Origin of the sequence: Paraburkholderia sp. (assembly GCF_004298475.1) — a bacterium.
GTDB lineage: Bacteria > Pseudomonadota > Gammaproteobacteria > Burkholderiales > Burkholderiaceae > Paraburkholderia > Paraburkholderia denitrificans.
The window spans coordinates 46,660-63,662 of the sequence record NZ_SCRP01000017.1; the positions used below are offsets into that span (position 1 = coordinate 46,660).

The 17,003-nt window shown below is 66.8% G+C and carries 18 protein-coding genes and 2 pseudogenes; 14 read left to right on the top strand and 6 right to left on the bottom strand.

Annotation, left to right across the window (positions count from 1 at the left end; all coding sequences use genetic code 11):
* The first annotated feature begins 8 nt into the window (after window positions 1–8).
* From EPN59_RS09880 to EPN59_RS09900, 5 genes and pseudogenes are all read left to right on the top strand, one after another.
* Window positions 9–806, top strand: coding sequence for a xanthine dehydrogenase family protein subunit M (locus EPN59_RS09880; RefSeq protein ID WP_293040637.1), 798 nt, complete (start codon window positions 9–11; stop codon window positions 804–806).
* Window positions 807–889: 83 nt separating this feature from the next.
* On the top strand, window positions 890–1,777 hold the full coding sequence (locus tag EPN59_RS09885) for a MoxR family ATPase (RefSeq protein WP_293040639.1): 888 nt from the start codon (window positions 890–892) through the stop codon (window positions 1,775–1,777).
* Between the two features lie 4 nt (window positions 1,778–1,781).
* The gene (locus EPN59_RS09890) at window positions 1,782–3,044 is read left to right on the top strand and encodes a VWA domain-containing protein (RefSeq protein ID WP_293040642.1); all 1,263 of its coding nucleotides are present in this window, start codon (window positions 1,782–1,784) and stop codon (window positions 3,042–3,044) included.
* Window positions 3,035–3,181: pseudogene (locus tag EPN59_RS09895) on the top strand (SRPBCC domain-containing protein); the annotation flags it as partial. The gene EPN59_RS09890 and the pseudogene EPN59_RS09895, both read left to right, overlap by 10 nt.
* Before the next feature lie 17 nt (window positions 3,182–3,198).
* Window positions 3,199–4,221, top strand: coding sequence for an XdhC family protein (locus tag EPN59_RS09900; RefSeq protein WP_293040645.1), 1,023 nt, complete (start codon window positions 3,199–3,201; stop codon window positions 4,219–4,221).
* A 99-nt stretch (window positions 4,222–4,320) separates the two neighbouring features.
* On the opposite strand, the gene EPN59_RS09905 is transcribed toward EPN59_RS09900, so the two are convergent.
* Together EPN59_RS09905 and EPN59_RS09910 are read right to left on the bottom strand one after the other, a co-directional pair.
* A complete protein-coding gene (locus tag EPN59_RS09905) occupies window positions 4,321–5,373 on the bottom strand; it encodes a serine/threonine protein kinase (protein ID WP_293033522.1) in 1,053 nt (350 codons plus the stop codon).
* A gap of 153 nt (window positions 5,374–5,526) precedes the next feature.
* Entirely contained in the window at window positions 5,527–5,739 is a 213-nt protein-coding gene (locus EPN59_RS09910) for a hypothetical protein (RefSeq protein ID WP_293033520.1), read from the bottom strand.
* Window positions 5,740–6,106: 367 nt separating this feature from the next.
* On the opposite strand from EPN59_RS09910, the pseudogene EPN59_RS09915 reads away from it, so the two are divergent.
* From EPN59_RS09915 to EPN59_RS09930, 4 genes and pseudogenes are all read left to right on the top strand, one after another.
* Window positions 6,107–6,271 (top strand): annotated as a pseudogene (locus EPN59_RS09915) (RND transporter); the annotation flags it as partial.
* Entirely contained in the window at window positions 6,271–6,396 is a 126-nt protein-coding gene (locus tag EPN59_RS09920; RefSeq protein WP_293033518.1) for a hypothetical protein, read from the top strand. The pseudogene EPN59_RS09915 and the gene EPN59_RS09920, both read left to right, overlap by 1 nt.
* An 82-nt stretch (window positions 6,397–6,478) precedes the next feature.
* Window positions 6,479–7,729 carry an MFS transporter gene (locus EPN59_RS09925; protein ID WP_293033516.1) on the top strand — a complete coding sequence of 417 codons (1,251 nt, stop codon included), beginning with the start codon at window positions 6,479–6,481 and terminating at the stop codon, window positions 7,727–7,729.
* 319 nt (window positions 7,730–8,048) lie between these two features.
* Window positions 8,049–8,234 carry a hypothetical protein gene (locus EPN59_RS09930; protein WP_293033514.1) on the top strand — a complete coding sequence of 62 codons (186 nt, stop codon included), beginning with the start codon at window positions 8,049–8,051 and terminating at the stop codon, window positions 8,232–8,234.
* Window positions 8,235–8,290: 56 nt separating this feature from the next.
* On the opposite strand, the gene EPN59_RS09935 is transcribed toward EPN59_RS09930, so the two are convergent.
* Window positions 8,291–9,247 carry a fatty acid desaturase gene (locus EPN59_RS09935; RefSeq protein WP_293033512.1) on the bottom strand — a complete coding sequence of 319 codons (957 nt, stop codon included), beginning with the start codon at window positions 9,245–9,247 and terminating at the stop codon, window positions 8,291–8,293.
* 274 nt (window positions 9,248–9,521) lie between these two features.
* Window positions 9,522–10,565: an L-glyceraldehyde 3-phosphate reductase gene (gene mgrA, locus EPN59_RS09940; protein ID WP_293033510.1), complete on the bottom strand. Its 1,044-nt coding sequence runs from the start codon at window positions 10,563–10,565 to the stop codon at window positions 9,522–9,524.
* A gap of 214 nt (window positions 10,566–10,779) precedes the next feature.
* Between mgrA and EPN59_RS09945 the strand changes: the two genes are divergently transcribed.
* Window positions 10,780–10,986 carry a DUF3185 family protein gene (locus EPN59_RS09945; protein WP_293033508.1) on the top strand — a complete coding sequence of 69 codons (207 nt, stop codon included), beginning with the start codon at window positions 10,780–10,782 and terminating at the stop codon, window positions 10,984–10,986.
* A gap of 107 nt (window positions 10,987–11,093) precedes the next feature.
* On the opposite strand, the gene EPN59_RS09950 is transcribed toward EPN59_RS09945, so the two are convergent.
* Entirely contained in the window at window positions 11,094–11,855 is a 762-nt protein-coding gene (locus EPN59_RS09950) for a phytanoyl-CoA dioxygenase family protein (protein WP_293033506.1), read from the bottom strand.
* Between the two features lie 405 nt (window positions 11,856–12,260).
* Between EPN59_RS09950 and EPN59_RS09955 the strand changes: the two genes are divergently transcribed.
* Window positions 12,261–12,665 carry a hypothetical protein gene (locus tag EPN59_RS09955; RefSeq protein ID WP_293045957.1) on the top strand — a complete coding sequence of 135 codons (405 nt, stop codon included), beginning with the start codon at window positions 12,261–12,263 and terminating at the stop codon, window positions 12,663–12,665.
* 138 nt (window positions 12,666–12,803) lie between these two features.
* Here the strand turns inward: EPN59_RS09955 and metK are convergent, their stop codons facing one another.
* Window positions 12,804–13,991 carry a methionine adenosyltransferase gene (gene metK / locus EPN59_RS09960; protein ID WP_293035629.1) on the bottom strand — a complete coding sequence of 396 codons (1,188 nt, stop codon included), beginning with the start codon at window positions 13,989–13,991 and terminating at the stop codon, window positions 12,804–12,806.
* A 319-nt stretch (window positions 13,992–14,310) separates the two neighbouring features.
* On the opposite strand from metK, the gene EPN59_RS09965 reads away from it, so the two are divergent.
* The 3 genes from EPN59_RS09965 (at window position 14,311) to EPN59_RS09975 (ending at window position 16,996) form a co-directional block, all read left to right on the top strand.
* Window positions 14,311–15,195, top strand: coding sequence for a lipid A biosynthesis lauroyl acyltransferase (locus EPN59_RS09965; RefSeq protein ID WP_293035632.1), 885 nt, complete (start codon window positions 14,311–14,313; stop codon window positions 15,193–15,195).
* 84 nt (window positions 15,196–15,279) lie between these two features.
* A complete protein-coding gene (dapF, locus tag EPN59_RS09970; RefSeq protein WP_293035635.1) occupies window positions 15,280–16,146 on the top strand; it encodes a diaminopimelate epimerase in 867 nt (288 codons plus the stop codon).
* Between the two features lie 166 nt (window positions 16,147–16,312).
* Window positions 16,313–16,996: a DUF484 family protein gene (locus tag EPN59_RS09975; RefSeq protein WP_293035638.1), complete on the top strand. Its 684-nt coding sequence runs from the start codon at window positions 16,313–16,315 to the stop codon at window positions 16,994–16,996.
* Window positions 16,997–17,003 lie beyond the last annotated feature (7 nt).

Consider the following 17,003-nt stretch of genomic DNA (forward strand, 5'->3'; position numbering starts at 1 on the left):
GGCGAACCATGTATTCATTCGATTACCAGCGCGCCACCGACGCGCAAAGCGCCGTGAAAACGCTCTCGAACGCGCCGGACGCGAAATTTCTCGCGGGCGGCCAGAGCCTGCTCGCAGCGATGAAGCTGCGGCTTGCGCAGCCTTCGACGCTCGTGGACGTGACGCGCATTCCCGATCTCCAGGCAGTCATGGTGGACAGCAAACTAGTGAAGTTGGGCGCGGCCGTGTGCCATGCGGACGTCGCCGAAAACGCGCAGATCCAGAACGTGCTGCCGGCGCTCTCACAGCTCGCCGCGCAGATCGGCGACCGCCAGGTGCGTGCGCTCGGCACGCTTGGCGGCTCGCTCGCCAACAACGATCCGGCTGCCGACTATCCCGCTGCCGTGCTCGCGCTGAACGCGACGGTCGTCACCGACCGGCGGCGCATCGCGGCCGACGCGTTCTTCCTCGGCATGTACGAGACCGCGCTCGCCCCCGACGAGCTGATCGTGGCGGTCGAGTTTCCGGTGCCCGAGCGCGCCGCCTACGAGAAGTTCGCGAACCCGGCGTCGCGCTTTGCGCTGACCGGCGTGTTCGTCGCGAAGTTCGCGGACGGCGTGCGCGTGGCGGTGACGGGCGCGGCGGCCTCGGTGTTCCGCTCGGCGCCGCTGGAGCAGGCGCTCACGGCGAGCTTCACGCCCACCGCTGCGCGCGCCGTGACGATTGCCGCCGACGACCTCAACACCGACCTGCACGCGAGCGCCGCGTATCGCGCGCACCTGATTCCGGTGCTCGCGGCGCGTGCGGTGACGCGTGCGAACGGTTAGGTCCGACGCCGGACGGTTTCTCGCGCAACCATTTTCCGGGCGCGCGAGCGACCGCCCGGTGGTTTTGCTTTTTCAGGCGCGCCATGCAACCGGCCTCGATCGACGACACCCTCGCACAACTCCAGTCGCGCGGCTATTTCGCGAGCCGAGAACTCGCGACCGCGCTCTTTCTCGCGCTGCGCATGCAGCGGCCGCTTTTTCTCGAAGGCGAGCCCGGCGTCGGCAAGACCGAACTCGCGAAAGCCGCCGCCGCGATGCTCGGCACCACGCTCCTGCGGCTGCAATGCTACGAAGGGCTCGACACCGCGAGCGCGCTCTACGAATGGGATTACCCGCGCCAGATCATGGCGCTGCGCCTTGCCGAAGCAGCCGGAGAGAAGCCGGGCGGCGGCACGCTGTATCGCGACGAATTCCTGCTCAAGCGCCCGTTGCTGCAGGCGTTGCAGCCCGATCCGCAGAATCCGGCCGCGCGACGCGTGCTTCTGATCGACGAAATCGACCGCGCCGACGAACCGTTCGAAGCCTTCCTGCTGGAGCTTCTTTCGGACTTCCAGGTATCCATCCCCGAGTACGGCACGGTGCGCGCCGACGAACCGCCGCTCGTCGTCATCACCTCGAACCGCACGCGCGAAGTGCACGATGCACTCAAGCGCCGCTGTCTCTATCAATGGCTCGGCTACCCTGGCCGCGAGCGTGAACTCGCGATCGTGGCCGCACGCGCGCCCGAAAGCTCGGCGGCGTTGCAGCGCCGCGCCGTCGCCTTCGTGCACCAGCTTCGCACGATGGATCTCTTCAAGGCGCCGGGCATCGCCGAAACCATCGACTGGTGCCGCGCGCTCGCCGCGCTCGCGGTGACCGAACTCGATCCGCAATCGGTGCAGGACACGCTCGGCGTGCTGCTCAAGTATCAGGACGATCTCGCGCAGCTCGACACGCAGCGGATCGCCGACACGCTCGCGCTCGCGGAGTGAGCCGATGAACGCCGCGCCGCCGTCCGTTTCCGAAACAGTTGCTGCGCCGCCGATGCTCGCGCGCAATGTCGTGCATTTCATCCGCGTGCTGCGCGGCGCGGGTCTGCCGATGTCGCCCGCGCAGGCCGTCGATGCGCTCGACGCGCTGTGCCTCGTCGATCTCGCCCGCCGCGACGACGTTGGCGCGGCGCTGGCCGCGCTGCTCACCTCTGCGCCCGACGAGCGCGACATCTTCTACGCCGCATTCGATCTCTTCTGGCGCGATCCCGACTGGGAAGGCAAGCTGCGCGCGCTGCTGCTGCCGAAGGTGCAAGGCGGCTTGCCGCCGCCGCGCCGCAACAACCGGCTCGCCGATGCGCTCGCTGCGCGCGCGGATGTGCAGCGCGGCACACAGCCGCCTGCGCCGCGCGAAGCGTACGAGTTGCGCGCACATGCAACGTTCAGCGCGGAAGAGCGCCTGCGCCACCGCGACTTCGACACGCTCAGCGCCGACGAATGGCGCACGCTGCGCCACCTGATCCGCGCGCGGCGGCTGCCGCTCGCGACCGAGCGCACGCGCAGGCTCAAAGCCGCGTCGCACGGCACCCACGCCGACCTGCGCGCGAGCGCGCGCCATGCGGTGCACGCAGGCGGCGACTGGACCGTGTGGAAATATCGCGCGCCCGTCGAGCGCAAGCCGCCCGTCGTCCTGCTGCTCGACATCTCCGGGTCCATGAGCAGCTATTCGCGCGCGGTGCTCTATTACTGCCACGCGCTGCTGCAATCGCGCGAGCGGTTACAGGTCTTCCTGTTCGGTACGCGCCTCACGCACGCAACGCGCGCACTGCGCGAACGCGATCCCGACATCGCGCTCGCACAACTTTGCGCGCAGGTCGCGGACTGGTCGGGCGGCACGCGCATCGGCGCGACGCTCGGCGAATTCAACCGCCGCTGGGCACGCCGCATGCTGAGCGGTCGTGCAACCGTGCTGCTCGTCACCGATGGACTCGATCAGGAAGCCACGGCCACGCTCGCAGCCGAAATGGCGCGCCTGCACCGCTTTGCGCACCGCGTCGTGTGGCTCAATCCGCTGCTGCGCTATCGCGGCTTCACACCGAAGGCGCGCGGCGTGCAAGCCATGCTGCCGCATGTGGACGCCCACTACCCCGTCCATAACCTCGAAAGTCTCGAGGCCTTCGGGCACAGCCTGAGCGTGACACCGCTCGCCGCGCGCGCGGGCCGCACATCGCTGCGCACACCACTTGAAGAGGGAGCACGATGGCGCTGACCGAAAGCCGCTCGCTGCCGGTGCCGCAACAGCAGGCCTGGGAAGCGCTCAACGACGCAACCGTCCTGAAAGCCTGCATTCCCGGCTGCGAGAGTATCGAAGCCGACGGCGAGCACGCCTGGGCCGTCGCGCTCACGACGAAAGGGAAACGATCATGGACAGCGTGGATATCGAGGTCCTGAAATCCAGCGTGCGCTGGCTCGACGAAGGCCACCGCATCCTGCTGGTGACGGTGGTGAAGACGTGGGGCTCGTCGCCGCGTCCTGAAGGCGCCATGCTCGTCGTGCGCGACGACGGGCTGGTCGCAGGCTCCGTGTCGGGCGGCTGCATCGAAAACGATCTGATCGACCGCGTGCGCCGCGACGGCATCGACATCGACAAGCCCGAGACCGTGAAGTACGGCATTACGGCTGAAGAAGCGCATCGCTTCGGCCTGCCGTGCGGCGGCACGATCCAGCTCGTGCTGGAACCGCTCGCGAACGCCAGTGGCATTCGCGCGCTGCTCGACGCCGTGGAGCGCGGAGAACTCGTTGCGCGCACACTCGACATGGCGAGCGGCGAGGCCACGCTCGGACCCGCCAGCGCCACCGATGGCGTCTTTTTCGACGGCGCGCGTCTGCTCACGATCCACGGGCCGCGCTATCGCATGCTCGTGATCGGCGCGGGACAGCTTTCGCGCTATCTGTGCCAGATTGCGGTGGGGCTCGATTATCAGGTGACGGTGTGCGATCCGCGCGAGGAATACACCGATACATGGGACGTGCCCGGCACGACGCTCGTGCGCACCATGCCCGACGACACCGTGCTCGACATGAAACTGGACGAACGGTGCGCCGTGATCGCGCTCACGCACGATCCGAAACTCGATGATCTCGCGCTGATGGAAGCGCTCAAAACCCACGCGTTTTACGTGGGCGCGCTCGGCTCGCGGCGCAACAACGCGGCGCGGCGCGAGCGGCTCAAGGAGTTCGATCTGAACGAGACGGAGCTCGCGCGGCTGCACGGACCGGTCGGGATTTACATCGGCAGCCGCACGCCGCCCGAAATCGCGGTGTCGATTCTCGCCGAAGTGACCGCGGCGAAAAACGGCGTCTCGCTACCGACGCTGCTTCAGGTCGAAGGCGCCAAAGCCGCGCGCGAAATCGCGGCGGGCGCGGGCTCGGATTGCCACGTTTAAAACGCTCGATGTGCGCGATGCGCCATGTGCGCCGCGCGTTGCCGATGCGGCGAACGCGCGCCGGGCGTGCAACGAACGCGCACGCCGCGCGTGCGCAACTCACACGGGCCAGAGCGGCCCTTCCTGCATCGCGCCGATCTGCTCGCGCAGTTCGAGAATGCGGTCTTCCCAGTAGCGCTGCGTGTTGAACCACGGAAACGCTGCCGGAAACGCGGGATCGTTCCAGCGCCGCGCGAGCCACGCGCAGTAGTGAATGAGCCGCAGCGTGCGCAGCGCTTCGATCAGATGCAGTTCGCGCGGCTCGAATTCGCAGAAATCCTCGTAGCCCGCGAGCAGATCGCCGAGCGCACGCACCGCATCCGCCCGGTCGCCCGGCAGCAGCAGCCACAGATCCTGGATCGCGGGAGCCATGCGGCTGTCGTCGAAATCGACGTAATGCGGCCCCGCATCCGTCCACAGCAGGTTGCTCGAGTGGCAGTCGCCGTGGGTGCGCAGCGTGCGCACGTCGCCCGCGCGCTCAAACGCGGCTTCGACGCCTTCCAGGGCGAGATCCACGGCCGTTTCCCACGCGTCCCGCACGTCGGCGGGCACAAAACCGTGCTCGATCAGATACGCGCGCGGCTCGTAGCCGAACGTCTGGATGTCGAGCGTGGGACGCGCGCGATAGGGCTCCATCGCGCCTACCGCATGAATGCGGCCGATGAAGCGGCCGATCCATTCGAGCGTGTCGCGGCGGTCCAGATCGGGCGCGCGCCCGCCGCGCCGCTCGAATACGGCGAAGCGGAAACCGTCGAAGCTATGCAGCGTGCGATGCTCGAACGCGAGCGCGGGCACGGCGGGAATCTCGCGCGCGACGAGTTCGGCGACGAACGCATGCTCTTCGAGGATCGCTTCATCGGACCAGCGTTCGGGCCGGTAGAACTTCACGACGAGCGGCGCGCCGTCCTCGACGCCCACCTGATAGACGCGGTTTTCGTAGCTGTTGAGCGCGAGCATGCGGCCATCGGTGCGGCGGCCGGCGGGAATCAGCACGCTGTCGAGCGCGTCGAGCACGCACTCGGGCGTGAGGCGCGCGTAGGGCGCCTCGGATGAGGCGTCGTCCGGGGAGTCGGACGGCGGAAAGGGGGTGGCATGAGGAGTGTCGTGATTCATACCCGCAATTGTGCCTCTTGCGGGCTGCGGGAGCGACGTAGGTGGCGAATTCGGGGGCAAATTCGGCGGCTGGCGCGGCGCGCCGCCCCGGCCGGGCGCCGGATGCGCGAACGCGGCGCGTGGCGTTCCGTGCGCGCCGCGCCGCCGCGCGACTCAATGGATGAGCGAGCCGACCGGACGAACCTGCTCGCCCGTATCGATCAGATCTTCCAGAAAAAAGGGCTCGGTATTGAGCTGTTTCGATGCGCCAGGCTCGCCGTCGTACCACGTCACCATGGCCATGTCGCCGAGAATGCGCATCACGATGCCACGCGCGCCTTGCGGCACGGCGATATGCACGGAGCGAACGATAGAACCGACTTGCATAGGATTTCCCCGTTATCGATGCCGGCTTCCTTGTGTGAAGCGCCGGTCAGTGAGCTGATCGAAGCCGCGCGCACCAACGGTTGTGCGTGCATCCATACCTTGCTTGAAACCTGCTTGCTACCTTGCTTGATACCTGCGTTCCGGCGAACCCGCCTTCTTTGCGCACCGTGCACGAAAAAAGCTCACCGGTTTCCGCATTGTTGCGTGTTTGGGCCGGTACGCAAAGTGAAATATTAGGGGGGTGAACCGGCCGCCCGGCCCGGGTTTGCGTCCGTGCAGCCGGTAAAATCGGCCGCCCCTACTGCTTACGGAAAGCTGACGGTAACGGACTGTAATCTTCCTGACGCCGCCGCTTACGCCTGCACACACGATCAAGGCGTACCAGGAATCGCTGGGCCTCACGCAGCATCGCTACGACGGCGGCATCGCCACGGATGCCGATGTCGGCCAGGCGCAGACACAGCTCGAAACCACCCGGGCGCAGGCCATCGACCTCGGCGTGGAGCGCGCGCAATTCGAGCACGCCATCGCATGGCCGCGAGCGTCGCGCTCGTGAAGGCGCTGGGCGGCGGCTGGAGCACGGCGGAACTGCCCGGCGACGATCAGCTCGTGCATCCCGGCCGGGCGGCGCCTGGCGCGGCTGCTCACGGCGGATGAGCCGGCTTCGTTGCGGGCTCGGCGACCCGATTCGCACAACCGCGGTATCGTTGCGGCTCTGTCATCCGCAGGAGAAGGTGTCGTGACCGTTTCATCGGGCGCCGATCGCAACGCCGCGGGGTCTTCGCCGTCGAGCCAGACCTGGCTCGAACGCGGCTCGCGCGCCTACTGGCACGCCTGTCTTGCGCTGCTGTTCGCGGGCTACGCGACGTTCTCGCTGCTCTACTGCGTGCAGCCGATCCTGCCTGCGTTTTCGCAGGCATTCGGCGTGAGCCCCGCGCAGAGCAGTCTCTCGCTCTCGCTGACGACCGCCGCGCTCGCAATCGCGATCTTCGTCGCGGGCTTCGTCTCCGAAGGCTGGAGCCGCCGCACGATGATGACCGCGTCGCTCAGCGTGTCGTCGCTGCTCACGCTCGCCACCGCGTTCGTGCCGCACTGGCACCAGTTGCTGGTGCTGCGCACGCTCCAGGGGCTCGCGCTCGGCGGCGTGCCCGCCGTCGCCATGGCCTGGCTCGCCGAGGAAATGCACCCGGACGGCCTCGGCCTCGCGATGGGGCTCTATGTCGGCGGCACGGCCGTCGGCGGCATGTCGGGGCGCGTCATCGCGGGCGTGCTCGCCGATCTGTTCGGCTGGCGCGTGTCGATCGGCGTCATCGGCGTGCTCGGCATCGGCTCGATGCTGGCCTTTCGCACGCTCCTGCCGCCCTCGCGCCGCTTCGTGCCGAAAAAGGGGCTCGGCTTCGCCCATCACCGCGCCGCGCTCCTGAGTCACTTCGCGCGGCCCGGCCTCGCCGCGCTGTTCGCGATGGGCTTCGTGCTGATGGGCAGCTTCGTCACGCTCTACAACTACATCGGCTACCGGCTCATCGCGCCGCCGTACAACATGAGCCAGTCGGCCATCAGCGTGATCTTCATCGTCTATCTGACCGGCGTGATCGCCTCGCCGTGGTCGGGCCGCATGGCCGACACCTTTGGGCGCGGGCGCGTCCTCATCGCCGGTCTCGCGACCATGCTCGCGGGCGTCGTGCTCACGCTGTTCCCGTCGCTCGGCATGATCGCCGCAGGCATCTGCTGCCTGACGATCGGATTCTTCACGGGCCACTCCGTCGCCAGCGGCTGGGTTGGCCGCCTCGCGCGCGAAGCCAAGGGTCAGGCCGCCGCACTCTACCTGCTCGCGTACTACCTCGGGTCGAGCATCATGGGCTCCCTTGGCGGGCACTTCTGGGTGGTCGGCGGCTGGGGCGGCGTCGCGGCGCTCGTCGGCGTGCTGCTGATTGCAGGGCTCGCGCTCGCCGCCGCGCTGCGCGCGAAAGAGCGCGCCGGGACAGCCTGACGCGCGCGCTTGTATCTGCTTGTACGCGCTAGCACCCGCTTGTCCCTGCTTGTACCCGCTCGCGCCCTCAATCGTCGGCAATTTGTAATAACCGGGATCTGCGCGCGCATGCCGCGCCGCACGTGCCGCGCTGCCGCAAAGCAGCGCCGGGCGTGCCCCCGCCGCACGGCGGGCGCGCGCGAGCGGCGCGCAAAGCACACGCCGCGTTTTCGGCCCTCACCTATACTCGGAAAAGGCCGGAAGCCGTCGCGCCATGACGAGCACAACAACGTGCACAACAACCGTCCGTTTCCGCCGCCGACATGATAAGGAGACGAGCATGCAAGGTTATTTCACGGTTGGCGATTTCGTGATGATCATCCCGATGGCCCTCGCCGGCGCGCTTTGTCTGGGTGCGTTTCCGTGCGCGACCGAATTCCGGCACAACACACTGCGCGTGATAGGCGCGCTGATCGGCGCGATGCTCGCCGTGGCGCTCGTCGAAACCCTGCCGACGCTGCTGTAACAAAACCTCAGGAAACCGCGCTGCCGTAGCGCGAGGCGGCGGCGCGAAAGCCCGCTTCAATGCACCCGGTTGCCGGGCTGCAATCCTCTTAGCTGCGCAAGCGCCGCGCGGAAATACGCGGGGCGCGAGCGTTGTGCGTCTACTCCCTTTGCTTGCCCGCGCATCGCTTCCTCGCGTGCGAGCGCAGGCAAGGCGGTCCACGGCAGCGTCGGATGCAGGTGATGCTGCCGGTGCAGATGATGATTCATCAGCATCACGCCAATAACGCGCGGCACGCGGAGGTCGCGCGAGCGGCCGGGTTCTTCGAGTGCAACGCCGTAGTGAGGCAGGTTGTCGGCCATCGACAGCCACAGGCCGCGCAGCAGCATCGCAGCCAGCAGAACCGGCCAGGCTGGTCCGTAAAGCGAAAACGAAAGCGCATAGAGCGCGCACGAAGCGAGCCAGTCGCGGCGCGCGCGGCGGCGGTTTTGCGCATCGCCCGCGTGGTTCGCGAAGTGCCGCTGCACCTGCGCGCCTTCCGGGCCGTGCGCGCCCACGCCGCGCGCAATCAGCGCGCGCGCCACGCGCACGGGCAAGAAGGCGAGGAGCGGCAGCAGCAGTTCGGCGACGTAGAGCCCGCCCAGGAGCCGCGCGTAATACCAGAGGCGCCTGCGCCAGCGCGGCTCGGTTGCGTCGTCGACGTCGGGCCGGTCGAACGGCTCGCGCGTGAAGCGGTGATGCATCAGGTGTCCGAAGCGCACGGCGTTGAACGGCATGGCAATGCCGACCGCGAGCAGCCGCGCGAGCCGCTCGTTGGCGCGCCGGCTGGAGAGCAGCTGGCCGTGGATGCCCTCGTGGATCAAGCCCCAGTGGATCGGCGTGGCGAGCACGACGGGCACGAGTGTCGCCAACAGCGCGAGCGACGGCCCGCCCGCTGCGCGCAACGCGAGCGGCAGCCCGATTAGCTGCCAGGCCAGCGCCAGCCCGGCGAGCGCGAGCATCGCGGCGTTCGCGCGCGCGTCAGGCGCAGGCAACGGGATTTTGTGCCCGGACCGGGTGCCAGGACGGTGGGCCCTTCGGTTGTCGATCCGGTCAGCGACTGCGGGCTCAATCGTGGGCTCGACTGCGGACTCCATCGGCGCTCCTCGCGGCAAAGACAGCCGCGAAGTTAGCAGCGGCGTGTGACAGGGCAACGAAGAACAACGGACGCCGCAGCTCCCGGTCCGCCGACGGGAAGAGACGAAAAAAAACGCCTCGCTTTTTTGCGAGGCGTTCCGGCGCAACCGCGCCGCGAGGTGAATCAGACGATCAGATGTGCTGATCCGTGGACGGCTTTTCCCACAGGTTGACGCCGCCTTCGGTGGCGTAGCGGTCGATTTCGGCGAGTTCTTCCACCGAGAATTCGAGATTCTTCAGCGCGGCGACGTTCTCGCGCACCTGTTGCGCGCGGCTCGCGCCGATCAGGGCCGAAGTCACGCGCCCGCCACGCAGCGTCCATGCAATCGCCATCTGCGCGAGGCTCTGGCCGCGGCGCTTCGCGATCTCGTCGAGCTTGCGCACGTGTTCGATGTTCTCCGCGCTCAGGTGCCCGGCGAGAAGCGAGCCGCCGCCCGGGCGGTTCACGCGCGCGTCTTCGGGCACGCCGTTCAGATACTTGCTGGTCAAGAGGCCTTGCGCGAGCGGCGTGAACGCGATGCTGCCCACGCCCAGATCGTCGAGCGTATCGAGCAGACCGCGCTCGATCCAGCGGTTGAGCAGGTTGTACGACGGCTGATGGATCAGGAGCGGCACCTTGTATCCGGCGAGCAGCTTCGCCATTTCGCGCGTCTTCTCGGGCGAATACGACGAGATGCCGACATAGAGCGCCTTGCCCTGCTGCACGGCGCTCGCGAGCGCGCCAGCAGTCTCTTCGAGCGGCGTTTCCACATCGAAGCGGTGCGAATAGAAGATGTCGACATAGTCGAGCCCCATGCGCTGCAGGCTCTGGTCGAGGCTCGCGAGCACGTATTTGCGCGAGCCGCCGCCCTGTCCGTAGGGACCTGGCCACATGTCCCAGCCGGCCTTCGATGAAATCAGCAGTTCGTCGCGGTACGGACGGAAGTCGTCCTTGAAGATGCGGCCGAAGTTGATTTCGGCGCTGCCGTACGGCGGCCCGTAGTTGTTGGCCAGATCGAAGTGCGTGATGCCGAGGTCGAAAGCGGTGCGCAGAATCTCGCGCTGCGTCGAGATCGGCGTGGTGTCGCCGAAGTTGTGCCACAGGCCGAGCGACAGCGCAGGCAGCTTGAGCCCCGACTTGCCGCAAAAGCGATATTGCATCTCCGAATAGCGTTCAGAAGCGGCTTCGTAGGCCATGGAATCGTCCTCGATGAAAGCGGGAAAAACGAAAAAAGCGGGGGGAAAGCGGAACAAGCGCGCGCGGCGGCGCGCAGCAGAGGCTGACATGGTAGCGAATCCGCCTGCTTTGCGCAGATGCCCATTCTTCGGGATTGTGTCGGCGGCGGCGCAATGGACGGGAGCGTCGCCGCTCGCCTACACTGCGAGGTCCGTCTTATCCGGGAGGATTTCCATGGTCAAAGCGATTTCGTTTGCGCTGATCGCCTGCGGCGTGGTGCTGCTTTATTTCGCCGGCGAGTCGTTCCATTCGTTTTCGAACGACATGTCGCGGCTTTTCACGGGCGCGCCGACCAACCGCACGATCCTGCTGATCGTGGGTGGCGTGGCCGCAACCATCGCCGGGCTCACGGGTCTCGCGGCTTCAGGGCGGCGGCGCTGACGCCGCCAGGGCGCACAACGCACCGGTCAACACACCGCACGACGCACCGCACGACGCACCGGACAACGCACCGGCGCACGCCGTAAGCGCCCTGCCCGCCGCGTCGCTCAGAGCCGCACTTCCGGCATACCCGCCGAGCGCGTGCCCGGCAGCGGCACGTTGCTCGCGCCGTGATACGTGAACACGAGCGAGAACTTCACCTGATCGCTCTGATTCTGTCCGGCCGAATGCAGCGTGTTGCAGTGAAAGAACACGACGTCGCCGGTTTGCAGCGGCGGCGACACCGCGCGGTCGATCCACGCGCGGTTTTCGGGCACATCGGCGCGGAAGAATTTCGCGGCGTCGAACCGGTCCGACGTGAACGCCTGCTCGTGCGAACCCGGCACGAACCACAGCCCGCCGTTCTCGACCGTCTCGGGCCCGAGCGCGAGCCAGACCGAGACAAGATCGTCGCGTTCGAACGACCAGTAGCGCACGTCGCGATGCCAGCCGGTAAGGCTGCCGTACGCCGGATGCTTCGTCATCGTGCAGTTGTGATGCGCGCGCGACAGCACCGGCATTTCGCCGAAATACAGCTCCATCCAGCCGACGATGTCGGGCGAAATCGCCCATTCGCGAAAGCGCGCGTGGCGCGCGTACGCATCGAGCAGACGCCGCACGGTATGCCCGCCGGGCGCGTCCTTCGACGACGGCGCGCCGGGATAGCGCAAATCGGCTTCGAATTCGAGCGGCGCGGCAGCTTCGCGCAGTTGCGTTTGCCCGATGCGCTTGAGTTCTTCGCAACGCTCGGACGAGACGAGCCTCGGCACCACGACGAAGCCGTGATCGCGCAGCGCCTGCACCTGTTCTTTCTTTGATTGAACTGACATGAGACGCCCGTGATTCGATGTCTTTGGCATCCGGCGCGCATGTGCGTGCCGACCGTTCGACTGGTTCGATTGTAGAGCGACTGGGGTAAAGCAATTGCGGCCGTGCCGAAGCGGGGGTTTAACCGACTTCAGCGCGACACGAATCGCGTGTAGCCTCGCGGGCATGTTGTTTCAGTCAGCAGCCCCTTTCTCGCACGCACGGGCGGCCAGCAACCGCTGCATGGTCCGCCGCATGACACAGGTTCGCGCAGGTTTTGCGCAGGTATGTTGCGTCGCTTCGATCTTTGCTCCGCGCGTAAGCCGCGGGGCGCACACTGTTTTTAGATTTCTTCGGCGCAGGCACGTTTGCTGCTGCAGATGAAGCGCCATGCAAGGCGCATCTCGACTCCGATTTCGCTCAACACCATGCACACCGTTTTCGATACCCGTCGTTTCACCAGCAGCCTTACCCGCCGTTTCACCAGCAGCATTACCCGCGCCGCGCTGAAGGCGGCGCGTCCCGCACGCCGTCACGTGACGCGCGCGCTGCGGCATCACGCAGCACGCACGCGCGCACTCGCGGGGCACGTGCGCGAAGCCAGGCCCGTCGACGGCATGCGCGCCTGGTTCCACTCGTTCTTCTCGGTGCTGCGCATGCGATCGGGCACACGGCATTTCTCGCTGCGCACGCTGCTCTATCGGCCGAAAACGCCGCTGCGCGCATTCAGCGCCGTCGGCACGACGGCGGCCGGCCCGGCGCCGCATAACGCACGCCGTCCGCGCCGCACGTCGGCAAGCAGCATGGGATGGTTTGCGTTCGCGATGCGATAAATTGCCCCACCCGGCGCAGAAACGAAAAAACCCCGCAAGGCATTACGCCGTGCGGGGTTTTTTATCGGTTTTTCAGTCGTAGGCCGGCGCTTCGCCGACCCTGCGATCCGGACACGACCACTGCGCGATTGCGTCCTGTTACGCGAGCGCGCCCACCGGCTCCGTGCCGGCGGCTTCGGCCAGCGCGAGCGCCTTGTCGGTCGTTTCCCACGAGAATTCCGGCTCTTCGCGGCCAAAGTGGCCGTAAGCGGCGGTCTTTTCGTAGATCGGGCGCAGCAGGTCGAGCATCTGGATGATGCCCTTCGGACGCAGGTCGAAATGCTCGCGCACGAGTTGCGTGATCGTCGCGTCCGAAACCTTGCCCGTGCCGAACGTGTTGACCATCACCGACGTGGGCTGCGCGACGCCGATCGCGTACGACACCTGGATCAGGCAGCGCGATGCGAGGCCCGCGGCCACGATGTTCTTCGCGACATAACGGCCGGCGTAGGCCGCCGAGCGGTCCACCTTCGACGGATCCTTGCCCGAGAACGCGCCGCCGCCGTGCGGCGCTGCGCCGCCGTACGTATCGACGATGATCTTGCGGCCCGTGAGACCGCAGTCGCCTTGCGGGCCGCCGATCACGAACCGGCCGGTCGGGTTCACGAGGTACTTGATCTCGCCCTTGATGAGTTCGGCCGGGAGCACCGGCTTGATGACTTCCTCGATCACGGCTTCGCGCAGCGTGGCGAGGTCGATGTCCGGCGAATGCTGCGTGGAGAGCACGACCGTGTCGATCGCGTGCGGCTTGCCGTCGACGTAGCGGATTGTCACCTGCGACTTCGCGTCCGGGCGCAGCCAGGGCAGGCGGCCGTCACGGCGCAGGTTCGACTGGCGCTCGACGAGGCGGTGCGAGAGGTGGATCGGCAGCGGCATCAGCTCGGTCGTTTCGTCGCACGCGTAACCGAACATCAGGCCCTGGTCGCCCGCGCCCTGATCGAGGTTGTTGTCGTGCGCGCGGTCCACGCCCTGGGCGATGTCCGGCGACTGCTTGTCGTAAGCGACGAGCACCGCGCAGCCGCGGTAGTCGATGCCGTAATCGGTGTTGTCGTAGCCGATGCGCTTGATCGTGTCGCGCGCGACCTGGATGTAATCGACGTTCGCGGTCGTGGTGATTTCACCGGCGAGGACGACGAGGCCCGTGTTGCACAGCGTTTCTGCTGCAACGCGGGAGTATTTGTCCTGGGCGAGGATGGCGTCGAGGATCGCGTCCGAGATCTGGTCAGCGACCTTGTCCGGATGGCCTTCCGAAACCGATTCGGAAGTGAAGAAATAGTCGTTTGCCACGCTCTGAACTCCTTTCTTTAAGCTGGTGACGGTTGATTTCACGTAGCCAGCTTCGGGAGCCTTGAAGCGGCGACGCTTTAGCGGATACCTGCCCGGGGCGCGCCTGGCGTCGATCAAACGACGACAATCCGGCACGAACCGTCTTCGCCCCGCAAGTTGTCTATTAACTCGGCGAAGCCCGTATTATAGCGTCTTCCCTAATTTGTCACAGAGTCCCCCTTCGCGTGTCACCTATTGCTTCCACCCCGGCATCCGCCGCCGCATTACCGCCAGCTTTCGGTTCCGTTCCCGCGTTCGCGGCCATCCGGGGAGCCGTCGCATGCTAGGCAAGCTCGGCTCCCGCTTCGCGATCGGCCTGCTCAAGCTGTTCGCGATCCTGCCCTACGGGCTCGTCGCCCGTCTCGGCGACGGCCTCGGCTGGCTGCTCTACAAGATCCCGAGCCGGCGCAAGCGCGTCGTCCATACCAATCTCCGGCTGTGCTTTCCCGAGTGGAGCGCGGAAAAGCGCGAGGAAGTCGCGGGATTGCACTTTCGCCACGCGATCCGCAGCTATATGGAGCGCAGCGTGCAGTGGTTCGCCTCGGCGAAGAAGCTCGAAAAGCTCTTCGTGCTCGACAGCGAAGTCGATCTCACCGATCCCGACCTGCCGCCCACGCTATTCCTCGGCCTGCACTTCGTCGGCATCGAGGCCGGCTCGATGTTCCTCAACTATTCGCTGCACCGGCCCTGCGGCTCGCTTTATCAGCCGTTCTCGAACCCCGAATTCGAAGCGGCGGCGAAAGCGGGCCGCAGCCGTTTCGGCGCGGAAATGGTGAGCCGCGCGGACAGCGCGCGCGTCGTGCTGCGCTGGCTGCGCGACAGAAAACCCGTGATGCTCGGCGCGGACATGGACTACGGCACGCGCAATTCGACGTTCGTGCCGTTCTTCGGCGTGCCCACGTGCACGCTGACCGCCGTGGGGCGCCTCGCGCAGGTGGGGCGCGCGCAGGTGGTGCCGTTCATCGGCGAGGTGCTGCCGGACTACAAGGGCTATCGCCTGAAGATCTTCAAGCCGTGGGACAACTACCCGACCGGCGACGACGACCTCGACGCGCGCCGCATGAACGCCTTTCTCGAAGAGCAGATTCCGTACCTTCCCGAGCAGTATTACTGGGTCCACAAGCGCTTCAAGACGCGCCCGCCCGGCGAGCCGGGCGTGTATTGAGCGGGGTGCGCCCGCCTTGCAGGGGACATGCGGGGCGCATGCGGGTTGCGTGGCGAACGCACGGGCCTCACTTACAATAGCGCCATGAAACTCAAATTCACCAAAATGCACGGCGCGGGTAACGACTTCGTCGTGCTCGATGGCTACAGCCAGCCGCTCGCGCTCACGCCCGAGCACGTGCGCGCGCTCGCCGACCGCCATTTCGGCGTCGGCGCCGACCAGTTGCTGCTGGTCGAGAAGCCGACTATCGAAGGTGTCGATTTCCGCTACCGCATCTTCAACTGCGACGGCGGCGAAGTGGAGCATTGCGGCAACGGCGCGCGCTGCTTCGTGAAGTTCGTGCGCGAGCGCAAGCTCACAGATGCGAGCCGCGTACGCGTGCAGGTGCAAAACGGCACGATCACGCTCGCCATGCAGGAAAACGGCGAAGTCGTCGTCGATATGGGCAGCCCGGTGTTCGAACCCGCGCGCGTGCCGTTCGACGCAAGCGGGCTGGAAGGACAGCGCGAGGGCAACGACACGCTCTGGCCGCTCGACGTCGATGGCAAAACCCGCTGGATTTCAGCTGTTTCGATGGGTAACCCGCACGCGGTGCAGGTGGTCGACGACGCCGAAGCCTGGCCGGTGCGCGTCGAAGGCCCCGTGATCGAGGCGCACGCGCGCTTTCCGAAGAAGGTCAACGCGGGCTTCATGCAGATCGTCTCGCGCAACGAGGTTCGTCTGCGCGTCTACGAGCGCGGCGCGGGCGAAACGCTCGCGTGCGGCACGGGCGCCTGCGCGGCCGTGGCCGCGGGCATCCGGCGCGGACTGCTCGACTCGCCGGTCAAGGTGCACACGCACGGCGGCATGCTCACGATTGCCTGGGACGGCGCGCGCGACGAATCCGCGGCGCTCATGATGGCGGGTCCCGCCACGACCGTTTTCGAGGGTGAAATCGAACTGGCGGACTGAGCGCCCTGAGCGCAGGCCCCGAGCGGTTCGCCGCGCGGCACCAGGCCATTGCCCCAGGCCATCGAATCGCAGCTCGCCCTCACCGCTCGACTGCACGATTACACGCTTCATCGATTGCGCGCCCGGCGCGCCTTACGCCAACCACGGTCAACCACGCACCGACAACATGAACGATCGAGAAGTCGCCGACTACCTGCTCGCCAACCCCGAGTTCTTCGTCGAGCATGCCGAACTGCTCACGACGATCAAGCTCGGCAATCCTCACGGCAAGGCCGCCGTGTCGCTCCAGGAGCGGCAGATGGAAATGCTGCGCGAGAAGAACAAGCATCTCGAGCGCCGTCTTTCCGAATTGCTGCGCTACGGCCACGAAAACGACAGCATCGCGTCGAAATTCGGCCGCTGGACGACGCGCGTGATCGCCGAGCGCGATCCGTACGCCCTGCCGCGCGCCATCTCGGAGAACCTGCGCGACGTGTTCGAGGTGCCGCAGGCCGCGCTGCGCATCTGGGACGTGGCCGAAGCCTACGGTCAGTCCGATTTCGCGCGCCAGACCGGCGAAGAAGTGCGGCTCTTCGCGAACAGCCTCACGGTGCCGTACTGCGGCGCGAATTCGGGTTTCGAAGCCGCGCAGTGGCTCGACGCGGCTGACGGCGAAACGCAATCGGTCGCATTGGTGGCGCTGCGCGCGCCCGGCGCCAGCGGCCATGCCGAAACCGAAGGCAACGCGTTCGGCCTGCTGGTGATGGGCTCACCGGATCCGCGCCGCTTCCACGAGGGCATGGCCACCGATTTCCTCACGCAGATCGGCGCACTCGCGAGCGCGGCGCTCACGCGCCTGCTGCCGCACTGAACGCCTG